Raw genomic sequence first — 17,556 nt, 5'->3', positions numbered from 1 at the left:
TATTGTAACCCCTTGCAATAGTATGTTTAACTCAAAAATTTTAATTCTATATGTTTAAGCAACTTATTGCCACTTTGGCATTATGCCTCGTGGTATTGTTAGGCTTCTCGCAAGATCGGCTAGTTATCAAAGTCATTGATGAAAATCAAAAACCATTACCCGGAACTACCGTAACATTGGATCAAGTTAATTCCGTAACAAATGAGGCGGGGATTGCCGAGTTTCGAGTACCGACTCAAAAGAATTCCACAATAAAAGTAAGTCATGTTGGTTATACTACCGCAATACAGGCAATTCGTCCGAACACGGCTTTACAAATCACTATCCAATTGAAAATGGCTAGTATTCAAACCGGGGAAATATTTGTCTACGGCACGCGGGCCAAAGAAAACTCCGCTACAACCTATACAAATATCAGTAAAGAAGAAATCAAAAAGAAGAATCTCGGACAGGATATACCCTACTTATTGGATCAAACACCGGGCGTGGTCATTGGATCGGATGCCGGAGCGGGCATTGGTTATACCAATATGACCATACGGGGTTCGGATAACCAACGTATTAATGTTACCCTAAACGGTATTCCGCTAAATGATGCGGAAAGCATGGGCTCGTTTTTCGTCAACTTACCCGATTTTGCATCCAGTACACAGAGTATTCAAGTACAACGAGGAATCGGTACCTCCACGAATGGTGCTGGCGCCTTTGGCGCTTCACTGAATATACAGACTGATATCTTGGAATCAGAACCTTATGCCGAACTCAATAATTCTTTTGGTTCTTATAATTCATGGAAAAACACCTTAAAAGTGGGTTCGGGTTTGTTACATAATAAGTATGCTTTTAATGCCAGATTGTCCCGAATTGCATCAGATGGTTATATTGAACGTGCTTCATCAGATCTAAAATCTTTCTATGTAGACGGAGGGCTTTATACCGATAAACACATCTTGAAGGCCACCCTTTTCTCCGGAAAAGAAAAAACATACCAAGCCTGGTATGGCACTCCTGAACCTTTGATAAAGGGAGATCGCGCTTTATTAAGCGATTATGCTGGAGCGATGGAAATATACGGCGGAGCAGAATTGGACCGTCTGCTGAATGCGGATAGAAGATACAATTACTACACCTACGACAATCAGACAGATAACTACACGCAAACGCACGCGCATCTTCATTATACCAATATCATAAATGATAAGCTAAGTTTCAATTCTGCATTACACTATACAAGAGGCGCCGGCTATTACGAAGAATACAGAGATGAAGATGAACTCGCAAAATACAATATGTCGCCGGTCACCGTCGGATCAGAAACTATCGAAGAAACAGACCTTATCCGTAGAAGATGGCTGGATAATCATTTTTACGGACTGACCTATGGATTGAATTATAACCCCTCGAACAATCTAAAATTCACATTAGGAGGAGCCTACAATCAATATCGCGGAGATCATTACGGTGAAGTGATCTGGGCGAGATTTGCATCAAACAGTGAAATTAATGATAAGTATTATTTTAACGATGCACAAAAAAATGATTTCAATATCTATGCGAAAACAGATTATAGTATCGGAAACTGGCTTGTAAACCTCGACATTCAATACCGTAACCTATACTATCGTATTGAAGGAGATGATGATAAGATCAAGAATTTAGACTTTGAAGATAGGTTGAATTTTCTAAATCCAAAAGTTGGATTCACTTACTTCGTGAATCCAGAATCGAATTTTTATGCTTCTTATGCTTACGCCAATAAAGAGCCTGTACGAAAAGACTACGTTGAGAATCCATTGGATGAATTTCCAAAGCCTGAAAAAATGCAGGATATCGAAGCAGGTTATCGATTTAAGAATGAAAGCTTCAACATTGGTGCTAACGTATACGGTATGTTCTACAAAGACCAGCTCATTAATACAGGAGCGCTGAACGATGTTGGAGGTACGATCCGGCAAAATGTAGACGACAGCTACCGTATCGGTGTTGAATTCGATGGTGCATGGACAATTAGTCCGCAGTTTGTATGGCGGACAACGGCTGCCGTGAGCGACAATAAGATTAAAAACTTTGTAGAGTACAATTCTGTATATGATGACGACTGGAATTTGGTAGAGCTCAAAGCGATTACCTACGACAAGACGAATATCAGCATGTCACCATCAGCTGTATTGAGCAATGATTTTACATATAGTCCTATTAAACCATTGTCCTTTAGCTTGATCAGTAAATACGTTTCAAGAATGTACCTGGATAATACCTCCGCAGAAGAGCGCAGTATTGACCCTTCTTTTGTAAACCATGTAAGAGCGGTTTACAGTTTCTCAATAGGCGGAATAGAACGTATTGATTTAAATTTAAGCGTAAATAATATATTCAACACGAAATATCAAACAAATGGATATACTTGGGGATCGATGGATACAGCAGGTAACCGATCCTATTACAATTTCTACTATCCACAGGCCGAAACGAATTTTATGCTGGGATTAAATATCAGGTTTTAGGGGTTAGGAATTAATTTTTTTTTTACTTTTACCCTCATGCGCGCAGTTATCCAAAGAGTTACTAAAGCCTCTTGCACGGTCGACCACATCATTACAGGCCAGATCGAACAGGGGCTATTGGTTTTCTTAGGTATTGAAGAAGGAGATACTTCAACTGATATCATCTGGTTAGGTCAGAAATTAACTAATTTGCGTATCTTCTCGGATGAAAATGGATTAATGAACAAATCTGTTCAAGATGTACAAGGTAATATTTTATTAATATCACAATTTACATTGTTTGCACAAACGAAAAAAGGAAACAGACCGTCATTTATCCGTGCAGCAAAACCGCAGAAAGCAGAGCCTTTGTATGCAGAAATGGCTCAATATTTAAATAAATCTTTAGGAAAAGAAGTACAACTGGGAATATTTGGTGGCGACATGAAGATCGATCTGCTTAACGATGGCCCCGTAACAATCATCATGAACACAAAGGATAAAGATAATTTTTAGTATATGACGATAAAAGAAGCACAGGAAGTTGTCGACAAGTGGATTAATTCTACGGGCGTTCGTTACTTTAACGAATTAACCAATACAGCGATGTTGATGGAAGAAGTAGGTGAAGTGGCACGCATCATGGCAAGACAATATGGAGAACAGTCCTTTAAAAAATCCGACAAAGAGGTTAATCTTGGGGATGAGATGGCAGACGTCTTGTTCGTTTTAATTTGTCTTGCAAATCAGACAGGGATAGACTTGACAGATGCTTTAGAAAAAAATCTGGAGAAAAAGTCTATTCGTGACGCAGACAGGCATAAAAACAATGAGAAATTGAAATAGCTTACTCTATTTCAATTTCTGCAAACACAGGGAGATGATCCGAAGGATATTCTTCCTGAATGACCTGATATTTTATCCACTTAAATTTACTATGCTTTCCGACAAGTATATAGTCGATCTCATTTCTAGGCTGAATATTCGGAGACGTAGGTGCATTTGTGGTCGTGTTGCGGACAAAATACTTCTCCAATAACTGAATAGGCTCATCGTCGGGTTTCGCATTCATATCTCCTACTAAAATAAACGGTCTTGTATACCAATCGCCCAGTTCATTGATAAACTTCACCTGCTCCAATCTATTTTCTTTTTTCAGGTCAAGATGTGTGTTAGCAAAAGAAACCACCTTTCCATTGGGCAGTTCAACATCAACGACTGCTAGGGAGCGATTCTCACTTTTTACCGCCATAGGCAGATCATACCTGCGTTTGTCGATGATCTTATGTTTTGTGAGTATCAATGTACCGTATTGTCCCTCCTCCAAATCTATTCCTTTGGAAAAATAATAATTAGATTTTGTCAGTTCTGCCAGTTTTGCCGCTTGATCGATCATCTCCGATCGCGACACGTTAATATCTACTTCTTGAATTCCAATAAGATCGGCATCTGCTTCATTAATTACCTTCGCTATTGCCTCTAAATCTATCCCCTCAGGCTTACTTGGCGGATTCGCATGATGTATATTATAGGTAAGAATTTTTAGTACCTGTGCAAATGATGAACAATTTAAACCGAGAAATATGATTAAAAGTAATAGACGCATAACATAAAAATACACAACTTTCTTATATTTCCATTATAAAATTAATTTATCTAAGTTTAACGTATGAAAAATTTCTGGTACATCTTATTTATAGCCTTCTTAAGCACAAGTTGTGCTACACAACAAAGCAACAACTTAAAATCAGTAGAATATGAAAACGGAGCTGTTGTAACTGCACATCCGCTGGCTTCACAAGTTGGTGTTGAGATCCTCAAAAAAGGGGGAAATGCGATTGATGCAGCAATAGCCGTAAAATTTGCTTTAGCTGTAGTATACCCCAATGCTGGAAATCTTGGCGGTGGAGGATTTTTGGTCTACCGAAGTAAGGACGGTGCAGTAGCCTCTCTAGATTTCAGAGAGAAAGCTCCAGAGAATGCTTCACGGGATATGTATCTGAATAAAGATGGGAATCCTATTACAATGTTGAGCCTCGATGGGCACCTTGCCGCAGGAGTACCTGGGGCGGTCGCAGGGATGGATGAAGCACATAAAAAATATGGAACACTGCCCTGGCAAGAACTTGTACGTCCGGCTATCGATCTCGCAGAAAAAGGATTCCACATCACAGCGAGACAGGCACGGGAATTCAACAGTCATAAAAAAAGATTTGAGCAATTTAATCCCAATGGAGCGGCTATTATCAAAGAAAGTAATTGGCAAGAGGACGATGTATTTGTACAGCTTGAACTGGCGAAAACATTAAAAAGAATTGCTAGTGGAGGACGAGATGGTTTTTACAAAGGCGAAACAGCAGACTTCATCGTGGCCGAAATGAAACGTGGAAATGGTATCATTACACATCGCGATCTAGCGAATTACAAGGCCATATGGCGTGATCCAATCGTAGGCCATTATAAAAACAACAAAATCATATCCATGCCCCCTCCTTCCAGTGGAGGCATAGCTTTGATGGCTTTATTACAATCTGTGGAGAAATACCCGCTAACCAAATGGGGCTTTCAGTCGGACAGTACGATACGCGTAATGGTAGAGGCCGAGAGACGCATTTATGCCGACAGGGCAACACACCTCGGCGATCCTGATTTTTATAATGTCCCGGTCGAATATTTAACCAACAAAGAACTCAATCAGAGGCGCATGTCGGAAGTTAGTTTACACAAAGCCACTCCGAGCAGCGAAATAAAAGCCGCGAAATTCCCCGGCTATGAATCCGAAGAGACTACCCATTACAGCATTGTAGATAAGGAGGGGAATGCTGTTTCCCTCACTACTACAATCAATGGTTCCTACGGTTCGGGTGTATTTGTGAAAGGTGCCGGCTTTCTATTGAATAATGAAATGGACGATTTTTCGGTTAAACCCGGAGTTCCGAATATGTATGGTTTATTGGGTGGGAAGGCCAACTCCATAGAACCAGAAAAACGAATGCTAAGTGCCATGTCTCCCACGATCGTAGAACGGGAGGGCGAGTTGCTGATGGTTGTGGGGACGCCGGGGGGATCAACGATTATTACCTCTGTGTTTCAGACTATTTTAAATGTACTGGAATTCGGAATGTCTGCTCAGGAATCGGTAAGTGCTCCGCGTTTTCACCACCAGTGGATGCCGGATTATATTGACGTAGAAGAAAAAGCAATTTCTACCGAAGTACGCATGAATCTAGAAAAAGATGGGTATAAAATCAACAAACGTGGATCTATCGGACGAGTGGAAAACATAGTAAAACTGCCAAACGGTAAACTTCAAGCAGGAGCCGATCACCGGGGGGATGATACAGCAGCGGGCTACTAATTCCCCAATAGCATAAAGAGATTCTCTTCAATCTCTTTATGCTATTCGCCTAAAAAGCTATCATCTATTTTCTTCGTTGTCTTGGCACCTAGGGTTTTTAGATTCTCCACTTTACGGATAACATTTCCCGGACCTGAGGAAAGCTTTTTCATAGCGTCAGCATGCTTTTCAGTGGCTTTGTGCAGGTACGCTTCGAGTTGTTGCATGTCGGTTAAGAATCCAACAAACTTATCGTACAGTGCTCCTGCTTCGCGTGCAATTTCAAGCACATTTCGGGTTTGTCTTTCTTGTTTCCACATACTCGCAATTGTACGAAGAGTGGCCAATAACGTAGAAGGACTAACAATCACCACCCTCCTGTCCCATGCATCCGAAAACAATTCGGGTTTACTCGTCACGGCAGTACTCAATGCCGATTCGATGGGCATAAAAAGCAAAACAAAATCCGGAGAATGAATGCCGTAAATCTCCTGATAGTTCTTTACAGAAAGATCCCTAACATGATTTTCAATTGAATAAATATGCTGCTTCAAATAGATCAGTTTCTCCTCATCCGTTTCCGCATTTACCCATCGTTCGTAGGCTATCAAAGAAATTTTGGAATCTACCACCAAGTGTTTGCTATCCGGTAGATCGATAATAGCATCTGGCTGCAACCTTTTACCCTTTTCGTCGGTAAAAGACGCCTGTAGTCTATATTCCTGATCTTTAGTCAATCCGGATCTTTCGAGTACACGCTCTAAAATAACTTCTCCCCAATTCCCCTGCTTTTTATTGTCGCCACGTAAAGCCCTCGTTAGATTATTAGCCTCGTTTTTTATTTCGTTGCTCTGTAACATTAATTGTTCCACCACGCCTTTCAAAACATTTCGTTCTGCAGCCTCATGATTATAGGTTTTCTCGACCCGTTCTTCAAAACTTTTAATCTTTTCTTTTAATGGGTCCAACAACAACGCTAAATGCCGCTGATTGACTTCAGTAAATTTCAAGGTTTTTTCTTCTAAAATCTTATTGGCCAAGACCTGAAACTCTACATTAAATTGCTGTTTAATTGTAGTTATCTCCTCCTTTTGCTCTTGAAATTTTTCTTGTTGCGCTTGCAGGTAAGCGTTCGTACCTTCTAATGTACGCTCTAACGCTTGTCGCTCTTGTCTTTCTTTTTCCAATGACTGTGCCATTGCTGCATTTTCCCGGGAAAGCAATTCTTCTCTTTGTTGCATCTTGGCCAATACAATTTCAACAGCCTGCTTTTCGTCGATCAATGTTGCGTGCTTTTCCCGTGAAACATGTTTTCCACTTCGCCAAAGGAGATAAGCACAAAGCGTTCCTAAAACAAATAGGACAATAAAATATAAAATATCCATAGTTACATCGAAATTATTGTAACTTTTGGTGTGTTCTCCACCACAAATCGGGCATCTCCCCCGATACGGCGATTTGATAATCCTCGTACCGGCATGGGACAAGATAAAAACGTTCGTTTACGGATTTCGATCCAAAATAAGGCACCTGCATCCACCACCGATCCGACTTCTTACTTTTTACAAACACCAGTTCGTGCTCTTCATTTTCTAACGTTGTACGGTAAATAATATAGGCGGATTTCGGAATCAATGGCGCATCATTCTTTCTATTGTAATACCCATCTATAAAACACCAGATCATCTGAGACACCAACATAGCTGTTTGCTCCATCGGATCAAATGTTGGGTTGAATTCATAAAAACCAACAGAACTACATTTATCCGACATTCCTGCATACCGAGCCAACTGACACGCTTCATCACCAAATAACCCATTTGGAATCGCATTTGCGTTTCCAGGCGCTTCTGAAGCACGAATTGCACCAATATCAAAACTCACCAGATCAGCTGCACGAATAATCGGCTCAGCTTGATCTAACTTACCAGAGATCATGCCGACACGTTGTGCGTTAAAATACAACTTGTCATACATACTAATCGACTCCTTACTAACTAGATACGTCTGATAAGCTACATTATTCAGATTGAATAAATAATCTGGTTGATGGAGAATGATATGGTTCAGATACGTCTGCGAATTTAACGGTGTATTTTCTGCATGTTCCTGATCCAAATCAAATTTAGCATCAACTATAGCTACCTCAACACGCTGTTCTAATTCCTCATAGCCCCTATATTGTGCGTAAGTCAAATCCTGCCCCCCACCAATGATTATTGGCAAAATACCTAATTTTATTAATTCCTCGACGACCAATTTTAAAGCGGCATACGTATCATTTATTGTCGAACCCGCTCTGATATTTCCAAGATCAACAATCTTCACTTTATAATCACCTTGATATAGGCTATATAGATGCTTGCGGACGGCATCCGGAGCCTTGGCTGTCCCTTTATTATCGATAGCCGACCGGTCTTCTTCTACTCCTAGAATAGCCAGTTGCGGGCGCTCTTCCTCCGATTCTAGATTAGGAAAGGAAAATTCATGTTTTTGAATAATTTTTCCAAATTGCGAGTTATAATATTCCTTGTCGGATAAAAAATCTGAAAGGGATATGGGAGAAAAAAAATCTGCTAATGATATCATGTTAATACGATTTTGTCCAACCTAACTGGACTTCTATAAGTAAGTAATTCGCAAATATGCGTTTATTACCTTACGCATTTATATTCCATGCGATTATAATTGCAAATAAATGCAAATTTATCTAAGTTTGAAAAGATTAAGTTTTCAACATTAAGTTAGCAAGTGATATTAGTAACTGGGGGTACAGGTTTTTTAGGATCTACATTAATTAAGCAATTAATTAATGATGGCAGAGCTGTCGTAGCTATAAAACGAGCTAATTCAATCATTCCAGAAGATTTTCGGGGTTCTTCTTTAATACAGTGGGTTGATGCAGATTTGACAGATTATTTTGCTTTGGAAGATCTGTTTGTAAATATTCAACAGGTGTACCACTGTGCGGCAAAGATTTCGTACCAGAAAAACGATGCCGCAGAAATGCTCCATGCCAATATTGAAGGGACGCGTTATATCGTCAATTTATGCCTGCAGCATGGTGCCCGACTTATCCATGTAAGTTCTATTGCAGCCTTAGGAACCAACAAAAAAGGTCTTCCTGTGAATGAAGCCGACAAATGGGAAAGGGATCCACATATTTCGAACTATGCCGTCTCAAAATACGAGAGCGAGTTAGAAGTATGGAGAGGGATTACCGAAGGATTGGATGCCGTAATTGTTAATCCATCCGTAATAATGGGAATAGGATCTGGAAAAATAAGCTCCAATATCATCTTCAACCTAGTAAATAACGGAATCAAAATTTATCCCCCCGGCTCAGTAGGTATAGTAGATGTGCAAGATGTCGCGAAAATTATGATACAGCTGATGAATACATCCAAAATTACCGGTGAGCGGTTTATCCTAAATAGTGAAAATATTTCAAATCGTCATCTTTTACAACGCATAGCGAAGCTTTTGGGAAAGAAAGAACCTTCAATCGAAGCTAAACCTTTTATGCTTGATATCGCATGGCGGGTTGCAAAATTAATAGCTTTTATAAAGAACACCCGGCCTGCGTTAACCCAGGAATCTACTCGCGCCTCTGCAGCAAAACTAGCTTATTCAAATGAGAAAATAAGGAATGCTATAGGCTATACGTTTAAACCCTTAGATCAAACACTTCAAGAAATCACTGAAACACACTATAAAACAACAACCTAAACAATCAGATGAAAAACTATTATATCATCGATTTTGACAGTACATTTACGCAGGTAGAAGCATTGGACGAATTAGCACGTATTTCTCTTGACGGTCATCCTGACCAAGAGAAAATATATAATGAGATTGAACGTTACACCAATTTAGCAATGGAAGGCAAGATTTCATTTCGTGAAAGTCTTGCAGGCCGTGTCTCGCTTTTACAGGCAAATAAAACACATTTAAATAAACTCATTATCCACCTAAAGAAACGTGTTTCTAAATCTTTTGATAGAAACCGTGAATTTTTTAAACAAAATGCCGATACAGCATGGATTGTTTCAGGCGGATTTAAGGAGTTTATTACGCCGGTAGTTTCTCCCTACGGTATAAAAAAAGAAAACATTTACGCCAATACATTCAAGTTTGACGAGGAAGGCAATATCATCGGATATGATGAAACAAATCCCTTATCTGATGAAGGTGGAAAAGTAAAACTGCTGAAAGAATTAAAAATCGAAGGTACGATATATGGTATTGGAGATGGCTACTCGGATTTTCAGCTAAAAGAATCCGGCTTAATAGAAAAATTCTTCGCCTATACGGAAAACATCTCCCGTCAAAGTGTCACCGATAAAGCAGATCACGTTACGCCAAGCTTCGACGAATTTTTGTATGTCAATGACCTACCTAGAGCGATATCCTATCCAAAAAACAGAATTTTATGCCTTATCGTAGGGCAAGTACCCGAAATATCTGCCCTTATTCTAAAACGCGATGGCCTATCCATTCGCGTGAAGGAGACATTAGAAGAAAAATATGTCAAAGATGTCGGATTGCTATTATTGGGTCCGGATGTTGTAATTTCGGATGACCAACTATCTCGTGCAGATAAGCTGAAAACCATCGGATTTTTGGGAGATATTAAAGGCCATGTCAACAAAACTATTTGTAACGAGAAAGGAATTGTGGTATTTGACGACAAGAAGAATAAAATTCGCAACGCAGAATACATTCCCAGACGTATGGCAGAATTCATTAACAATGGCGATACAGATCAAAGCCGTAATTTCCCAAATCTGATCTTACCCAAGAAAATCAAAGGACATCGATTGTTGCATATCCACAAAAACGTGCCCGGTATTATGGCACAGTTAAATAACATATATGCAGAAAATAATATCAATATTATTTCACAATTTTTGATGACACGCGGTGATATTGGTTACGCTGTTACAGATATTGAAGCCGATTATGATAAAGGATTATTGAAGCAACTGAAGCAAATTGACCAAACTATAAAATTCAGGATTTTATATAAATAATATAACGACAACGAGCTGTTGATGGCAGCTCGTTGTCGTTAATAAAAGTTATAGGTTTTATCTGGAGTCACACAATATTTTAATGGAAAGTCCCATTCTTCAGTGTCTACAATTTGCTCCACTAAATCGAAATAACTTAACCCGATAGGCCGAACATCATCTCTGCATTTTGCTAAGAAACGGTCGTAAAATCCTTTTCCATAACCAATTCTATTTCCTTTTTTGTCGGCCACCAATAAAGGAACCAGTACACTATCTACCAATTCTTCACTAACAATCTCCCCTCCCACAGGCTCTAAAAGACCCCATTGATTTTGCGCGATAAATGTATGCTCATTCCATAGATAATTGATCATTGATCCGTCAGCCAGATCTGTTTTAGACATCACCAGCTTTATATGAGGATGCTGATGCCGAATCCAATGAATAAATCCTGAGGTATCTGGTTCGTTATATTTAGGCAATGACAAAAAGACATGTAGATAATTGCACTTGCTCCAGTCTAATCTAATAAGTTGATCAAAAAGTCCGCTATCTAACTGTTCACGATACCCTTCATCTAATAAAAGACGTTTTTCTCTATATACTTTACGGAGCTCCCTTTTTGTCATCATAATATATCGAACTAACAAACTTTCACAAAAAACGGCCTTGAAGCTGAGCGCTATCAAGACCGAATAATCAACCTAAACCTAAATTCTTATTATTTTACACGTTCGATATAGTCACCTGTACGTGTATCAACTTTTACTTTATCACCTTGATTAATGAAAAGAGGAACTTTAATATCTACACCTGTTTCCACAGTAGCATTTTTTAATGCATTTGTAGACGTGTCTCCTTTCACAGCAGGCTCCGTATACGTAATCTCTAACTCTACATTTGTGGGAGCTTGTGCCATGATGGGCTCATCGCTTTCGAAAGCCACTATCACGTTCATACCTTCTTTCAAGAATCGTGCCGAACTTCCGAAAAGTGCTTTAGGCACATTGAATTGCTCATATGTATTGTTATCCATGATAACAAAAAAATCAGCGTCATCATATAAATATTGATAATCATTGGTCTCCACACGTGCTATCTCCACTTCCTCATCTGTCCTGAAACGATATTCTACTAATTTTCCAGTTTTTACATTACGCATTCTCGCTTGATAAAAAGCACGTAAGTTACCTGGAGTACGGTGGATAAACTCTTCAACAGAGACTAATTCGCCATTAAAACGAAGAATGTTTCCTGATTTAACGTCTGAAGCTTTTGCCATTTTAATTTAGTTTTTTTGTATGAAGTGACAAACTTAGACAAAATTGCTTTTTTTAACAAGTAATCGTGTTCATTAATTACTTATAATCTACAATCGAAATAAATTCATCACAAAAATGATATTCCTTTTTTTGGTTAGATCCGATAATAAGCAGCCGATCGGTTGACATCGTCTTTTCAAGCAGGTCGCCGTACCAATTTTCGCCCTGCACATCCATATTACTCATAGGCTCATCCAATAATACGATATCAGAATCGGAACAACAAGCCAACACCAATTTGACGCGTTGCTTCATCCCGGAAGAAAAATGTCGAATTTCCTTATCAACCGCTTTTTCCATCATTAAAAGAGAAATGATAGACTCTTTAGTAAATCCCTTATAATAAGATTTAAATTTAAAGTGGAAATCCAATAACTCATTGAGTGTAAACTCCTCTATCAATTCAACGTAAGGAGCAGCAATAGTCAGATCGGTATATATATTTTCCACATCAATGTCTTGCCCATCTTTCTCAAAAGCAATTTTACCTTCACTAGATGTAAGATTGCCTGACAAGACTTTGATGAGGGTCGATTTTCCGGCTCCGTTAGGCCCTAGAATCGCGTATTTTTTTGAGGAAGAGAACGTATAATCAATATGTCTAAAGATCCATTCTTGGTTATACCTCCTACCAATATCAAGTAAAGTTATATTCAATAATCAATAAATTAAATTAAACACCCGTTTTACCTTGGTTGAAACCCTTTACTACCCCCCGGTTAGAATTACGGACAAAAGTTAGAATTTCATCACGTATTTCTGTAGCCTTAAACTCAGCTTCCACCAAGTCCAGCGCTTTAGATAGGTTTCTATTCTGAACGAAGAGTACCCGATAAATATTTTGTATTTCAGTAATCTGCTCTGGGGTATATCCTCTCCGACGCAATCCCACTGAGTTTATTCCGGCATAGGCAATAGGTTCCCGGGCAGCCTTAATGTAGGGAGGCACATCTTTACGAACCAATGTACCACCAGTTACAAAGGCGTGAGAACCAATTTTACAAAACTGATGTACCGCAACCAGTCCGGCTAGGACTACATAATCGCCGACTGTGATATGTCCGGCTAGTGTACTCGAGTTGGAGAAAATGCAATGATCGCCAATGATACAATCATGTGCAATATGACTATATGCTTGAATCAAGCAATTTTTTCCAATAACTGTTTTATAACGATCCTTAGTACCTCTATTGATGGTAACACACTCACGAATAGTCGTGTTGTCGCCTATCTCCGCAGTAGTGACTTCGCCTTCAAATTTTAGATCCTGAGGCTCACCCGAAATTACAGCACCGGGAAAAATCTTACAGTTTTTTCCAATTCGCGCTCCATCCATAATCGTCACGTTAGAACCTATCCAGGTTCCTTCGCCGATCACTACATCCTTATGAATAGTGCTAAAAGGCTCAACGACTACGTTTGCAGCTATTTTAGCATCCGGATGTATATATGACAACGGTTGTATCATTATTTTTAATTTATTTAACTTTAACTATTTGAGCCATCAATTCGGCTTCACTTACTATTTTATCTCCGACCATTCCAACACCTTTCATACGTGCGATACCCCTACGAATAGGTTCTAGAAGCTCACAACTAAAGATAATGGTATCACCGGGGTGAACCTGATTCTTAAAACGCGCATTTTCGATTTTCAAGAATAAAGTCAACCAATTTTCTGGATCGGGAACTGTATTAAGCACTAATATCCCCCCCGTCTGCGCCATCGCCTCGATTTGAAGAACCCCGGGAAAAACAGGAGCTCCGGGAAAATGCCCCATAAACAAATCTTCATTCATCGTCACATTTTTCAAGCCGACCACATGTGTCTCAGATAATTCCAGAATCTTATCCACCATCAAAAACGGTTGACGATGAGGCAGAATATTCATGATCTGAACGGTGTCATATACTGGTGCAACATTGGGGTCATAAGCTTTTACATTCTTACGGCCTTTATCCTTTTTTATCTGGGTTTTAATGCGTTTTGCAAAAGCCACGTTCGCAGCATGCCCCGGTCGTGCCGCCATAATATGACCTTTTAAAGGACGTCCTACTAACGCCAAATCACCTATCATATCAAGTAATTTATGTCTTGCGGGTTCGTTTTGATATCGCAATTGTATATTGTCCAGAATCCCTTCATCCGCTACAGTGACCTCTTTGTTGAAAAGTGATTTCAGCTTCGATAGTTCTTCATCACTGACCTCTTTGTCTACTATAACGATAGCATTAGACAAATCGCCACCTTTAATCAAATTTTTATTAACCAAGGTTTCCAATTCGTGTAAAAAACAAAAAGTACGTGAAGAGGAAATCTCTTTAGTGAACTCGTTGATCGTACTTACAGAGGCATGTTGGCTTCCTAATACAGATGAATTAAAATCTATCATGCAAGTAAGGCGATAACCATCCAAAGGCATCGCTACGATTTCGACCTTTCGATCCGGTTCGCCATAGTGGATATTTTCTTTTATTTCGTAAAAATCACGGTCAGCATCTTGATCAACAAACCCTGTCTCGTTTAACTTTTGAACAAAGATTGCAGAACTTCCGTCTAATATAGGCACTTCAGGTCCGTCAATATCAATCAGAATATTATCCAATTGAAGACCGATCAATGCGGCCATTAAATGTTCAATAGTACTTACAGAAGCTCCATTCTGTGAAATAGTTGTTCCGCGAGAAGTATCTGAAACATTATCGGCATCGACAGCAACAACGGGTTGATCTTCTAAATCTACTCTCCTAAATTTAAACCAATGATTTTCAGGAGCAGGTATCAGCGTCATTGTAACATATTTCCCCGTATGCAGACCAACACCCGATATGGTAATATTAGATTTAATCGTCCGTTGCTTCACGTTCATATCCATCATTTTATTGCAATATTTGGTTTTATTTATTTTTTAGTTGTTTTTCCAGCTCTGCGATGCGTTTTTCTAGTTCAGGTAATTTTGAGTACAATACTTGCGAGCGCAACTGACTTGAATAGGGTGTCGAAGGCGATCCACCCCATTTTTTATTTGCATCTTTAATACTTTTATTAATCCCTGACTGCGCCTGTACCTGAGAACCGTTTGCAATCGTGATATGCCCAACTACTCCCACTTGCCCTCCTAATACAACGTGTTCGCCTACTTTTGTACTTCCTGAAATTCCAGTTTGAGCAGCGACCACGGTATTTTTACCAATCTCTACGTTATGCGCGATCTGGATTAAATTATCCAATTTGGCTCCTTCATGAATCACAGTCGATCCCAATGTAGCCCTATCTATTACTGTATTTGCACCTACCTCCACATTGTCTTCGATGACTACATTCCCTATTTGAGGAATTTTATCGTATGTTCCATCCTCTTTTGGTGCAAATCCAAAACCATCACTGCCGATAACAGTGCCAGAATGGATGATTACATTTTTTCCAATAACACAATCGTAATATATTGTTACCCCCGGAAATAACGTTGTGTCATCACCTATCGTCACATTTTCACCAATATAAACCCGCGGATATATTTTGACATTTTTACCAATCTTCACCTGCTTATCGATATAAGAAAACCCTCCAATGTATCCTCCTTCACCAATGATCGCAGTATCATGTACAAAAATATTCTCATCCCGCCCACTACGTTCTAATCGCAAACTATTATAGAGCTTAAGCACTTCAGTAAAAGCAGTATAAGAATTCTTAACACGAATCAACGTTGTTTTAACAGGTTTCTGAAGCACCAAGTTATCATTCACAATGACAATGCTTGCATCTGTATCATAAATGTAGTGCTCGTATTTAGGATTAGACAGGAACGATAAGCTACCGTGAGTTCCTTCTTCAATCTTTGACAATTGAGAAACAACTTCATCTGGATTTCCGTCTACCTTCCCTTCTAAAAATGTGGCAATCTGTTGTGCTGTAATTTGCATCTAATTACAAATGTATCTTTTTCTTAATTAACTTTAACTTTTTTATTTTCAATATCATACTGATCCGACAATGAAATTTCCTTAGGATATGATATGGTATATTTTACGACCCGCTTTGAGAGTGCTTCCAAATTCGACAAGTCGGATGCTTCCGCAATATCCGTAAGATCCCCTTTATTATTTACGATCTTAATGGGACTACTTTCTGCACTATAAGCACTGTTTTGAATAACCTGATGGTAAAAGAAATAATCAATTTCATTATCTTTCAATCTAAAATAGCTTTTCACTTGTTTCTTAATTTCATCCAATTCGATATCCGTAAAATCATAATTACGCATTTCCGTACGGAAAAGATCACGTTGCATCAATTTACTACACAATGTCCGAAGAATAAAATCATCGTGATCACACCAGGTTTTTAAGGCCGACATAATATCTGTATCATCCAATTTTGTAAACCAAGCTAGATGAATGGGGTCTTCTTCAAAATTAACTGCTGTTATTTTATTTCTCAAAAAGTGATTCAGGGCCGGTGTGGCAAATAGTTCTCTTCCCTCATTGCTCAATTCTTTTGCTCGTGCTAATGCTTTTATAAGCATTTGTTCTGCTGCAATCACAGTCTTATGCAAGTATACTTGCCAATACATCAATCTACGTGCAATAAGAAATTTCTCTACCGAATAAATACCTTTTACCTCGACGACTAATTCATCGCCTTTTACCGTCAACATTTTTATAATACGATCAAAAGAAATTACTCCCTCGGAGACACCTGTAAAAAAACTGTCTCTGTTGAGATAATCCATCCTATCAATATCCAGTTGACCCGATACCAGCTGATGTAAGAATTTTCGGTGATATTGGTCATTAAAGATTGTAATCGCTAGATCCAGCCTGCCCCCAAATTGTGTATTCAATTTGTTCATCAATAATGCGGAAATAACCTCATGCGAAACACCTTCTATGATAGTATGTTCTAATGAATGTGAAAAAGGACCGTGACCAATATCATGTAACAGAATAGCTATCAGAACCGCTGCCTCCTCTTCCTCCGTAATCAATACCTCTTTACTTCTTAACGTATCTATGGCTAACTGCATCAAATGCATAGCACCGACCACATGTTGAAATCGTGTATGCAAAGCTCCGGGGTATACCAAATGAGTCATACTCACTTGCTTGATATACCTTAGACGTTGCAAAAAAGGATGCTGTATAAGATCAAAAATAAAACCCGACGGGATTGATACAAAACCGTAAACAGGGTCATTAATTATTTTTTTCTTATTCAAAAAGTATAAATTTTAGTAAATCTTATCTAGATTTAGACTTGCCTACTAAAATGACAGTATACAAGTAATCTAAGATAGGGCAAAGATACATAGAATGTAGTTAATTAATGTTAAAAATAAGTCTTAAAGCACCTATTATGGGTATGTTAGCGTCACTACGAAGATTTTCAAGACGTT

Annotated in this window: 16 protein-coding genes; 6 read left to right on the top strand and 10 right to left on the bottom strand. The window is 38.9% G+C overall.

Annotated features, from left to right (window positions below; genetic code table 11):
* Positions 1-50: 50 nt before the first annotated feature.
* From FAZ15_RS10845 to FAZ15_RS10835, 3 genes are read left to right on the top strand one after another with little or no spacing between them, the layout of a single operon-like run.
* Positions 51-2,504 (top strand): TonB-dependent receptor, encoded by a 2,454-nt coding sequence (locus tag FAZ15_RS10845; protein WP_136901337.1) that lies wholly within the window; start codon positions 51-53, stop codon positions 2,502-2,504.
* 36 nt (positions 2,505-2,540) lie between these two features.
* On the top strand, positions 2,541-2,999 hold the full coding sequence (gene dtd, locus FAZ15_RS10840) for a D-aminoacyl-tRNA deacylase (protein WP_136901336.1): 459 nt from the start codon (positions 2,541-2,543) through the stop codon (positions 2,997-2,999).
* Positions 3,000-3,002: 3 nt separating this feature from the next.
* On the top strand, positions 3,003-3,329 hold the full coding sequence (locus FAZ15_RS10835; RefSeq protein WP_136901335.1) for a nucleotide pyrophosphohydrolase: 327 nt from the start codon (positions 3,003-3,005) through the stop codon (positions 3,327-3,329).
* A 1-nt stretch (position 3,330) separates the two neighbouring features.
* Here the strand turns inward: FAZ15_RS10835 and FAZ15_RS10830 are convergent, their stop codons facing one another.
* Entirely contained in the window at positions 3,331-4,089 is a 759-nt protein-coding gene (locus FAZ15_RS10830) for an endonuclease/exonuclease/phosphatase family protein (RefSeq protein ID WP_136901334.1), read from the bottom strand.
* A 63-nt stretch (positions 4,090-4,152) separates the two neighbouring features.
* Here FAZ15_RS10830 and ggt point away from each other — a divergent pair, with 63 nt between their 5' ends.
* Complete coding sequence (ggt, locus tag FAZ15_RS10825; protein WP_136901333.1) at positions 4,153-5,841, top strand: gamma-glutamyltransferase; 1,689 nt, start codon at positions 4,153-4,155, stop codon at positions 5,839-5,841.
* Between the two features lie 41 nt (positions 5,842-5,882).
* On the opposite strand, the gene rmuC is transcribed toward ggt, so the two are convergent.
* On the bottom strand, positions 5,883-7,205 hold the full coding sequence (rmuC, locus tag FAZ15_RS10820) for a DNA recombination protein RmuC (protein WP_136901332.1): 1,323 nt from the start codon (positions 7,203-7,205) through the stop codon (positions 5,883-5,885).
* Positions 7,206-7,218: 13 nt separating this feature from the next.
* Complete coding sequence (locus tag FAZ15_RS10815) at positions 7,219-8,406, bottom strand: formimidoylglutamase (protein WP_136901657.1); 1,188 nt, start codon at positions 8,404-8,406, stop codon at positions 7,219-7,221.
* 165 nt (positions 8,407-8,571) lie between these two features.
* On the opposite strand from FAZ15_RS10815, the gene FAZ15_RS10810 reads away from it, so the two are divergent.
* On the top strand, positions 8,572-9,549 hold the full coding sequence (locus FAZ15_RS10810; RefSeq protein ID WP_136901331.1) for an NAD-dependent epimerase/dehydratase family protein: 978 nt from the start codon (positions 8,572-8,574) through the stop codon (positions 9,547-9,549).
* A gap of 8 nt (positions 9,550-9,557) precedes the next feature.
* Entirely contained in the window at positions 9,558-10,853 is a 1,296-nt protein-coding gene (locus FAZ15_RS10805) for an HAD-IB family phosphatase (protein WP_136901330.1), read from the top strand.
* A 38-nt stretch (positions 10,854-10,891) separates the two neighbouring features.
* Here the strand turns inward: FAZ15_RS10805 and FAZ15_RS10800 are convergent, their stop codons facing one another.
* The 7 genes from FAZ15_RS10800 to FAZ15_RS10770 all read right to left on the bottom strand — a co-directional run bounded on the left by FAZ15_RS10800 (position 10,892) and on the right by FAZ15_RS10770 (position 17,379).
* On the bottom strand, positions 10,892-11,467 hold the full coding sequence (locus tag FAZ15_RS10800) for a 5-formyltetrahydrofolate cyclo-ligase (RefSeq protein WP_136901329.1): 576 nt from the start codon (positions 11,465-11,467) through the stop codon (positions 10,892-10,894).
* Between the two features lie 89 nt (positions 11,468-11,556).
* Complete coding sequence (gene efp, locus FAZ15_RS10795; protein WP_136901328.1) at positions 11,557-12,117, bottom strand: elongation factor P; 561 nt, start codon at positions 12,115-12,117, stop codon at positions 11,557-11,559.
* A 76-nt stretch (positions 12,118-12,193) separates the two neighbouring features.
* The gene (locus FAZ15_RS10790; protein ID WP_136901327.1) at positions 12,194-12,814 is read right to left on the bottom strand and encodes an ABC transporter ATP-binding protein; all 621 of its coding nucleotides are present in this window, start codon (positions 12,812-12,814) and stop codon (positions 12,194-12,196) included.
* 16 nt (positions 12,815-12,830) lie between these two features.
* The gene (gene lpxA, locus FAZ15_RS10785) at positions 12,831-13,625 is read right to left on the bottom strand and encodes an acyl-ACP--UDP-N-acetylglucosamine O-acyltransferase (protein WP_136901326.1); all 795 of its coding nucleotides are present in this window, start codon (positions 13,623-13,625) and stop codon (positions 12,831-12,833) included.
* A 10-nt stretch (positions 13,626-13,635) separates the two neighbouring features.
* Entirely contained in the window at positions 13,636-15,027 is a 1,392-nt protein-coding gene (locus tag FAZ15_RS10780; protein ID WP_202912373.1) for a bifunctional UDP-3-O-[3-hydroxymyristoyl] N-acetylglucosamine deacetylase/3-hydroxyacyl-ACP dehydratase, read from the bottom strand.
* A gap of 28 nt (positions 15,028-15,055) precedes the next feature.
* Positions 15,056-16,084, bottom strand: a complete 1,029-nt coding sequence (gene lpxD / locus FAZ15_RS10775) for a UDP-3-O-(3-hydroxymyristoyl)glucosamine N-acyltransferase (RefSeq protein WP_136901324.1) — start codon at positions 16,082-16,084, stop codon at positions 15,056-15,058.
* A 23-nt stretch (positions 16,085-16,107) separates the two neighbouring features.
* Positions 16,108-17,379, bottom strand: coding sequence for an HD domain-containing protein (locus FAZ15_RS10770; protein WP_136901323.1), 1,272 nt, complete (start codon positions 17,377-17,379; stop codon positions 16,108-16,110).
* Between the last annotated feature and the right edge of the window lie 177 nt (positions 17,380-17,556).

It is taken from the genome of Sphingobacterium olei, from assembly GCF_005048855.1.
Classification (GTDB): domain Bacteria; phylum Bacteroidota; class Bacteroidia; order Sphingobacteriales; family Sphingobacteriaceae; genus Sphingobacterium; species Sphingobacterium olei.
Note: the sequence above shows the minus strand (reverse complement) of the source record. Positions and strands in the feature narration are given on the sequence as shown.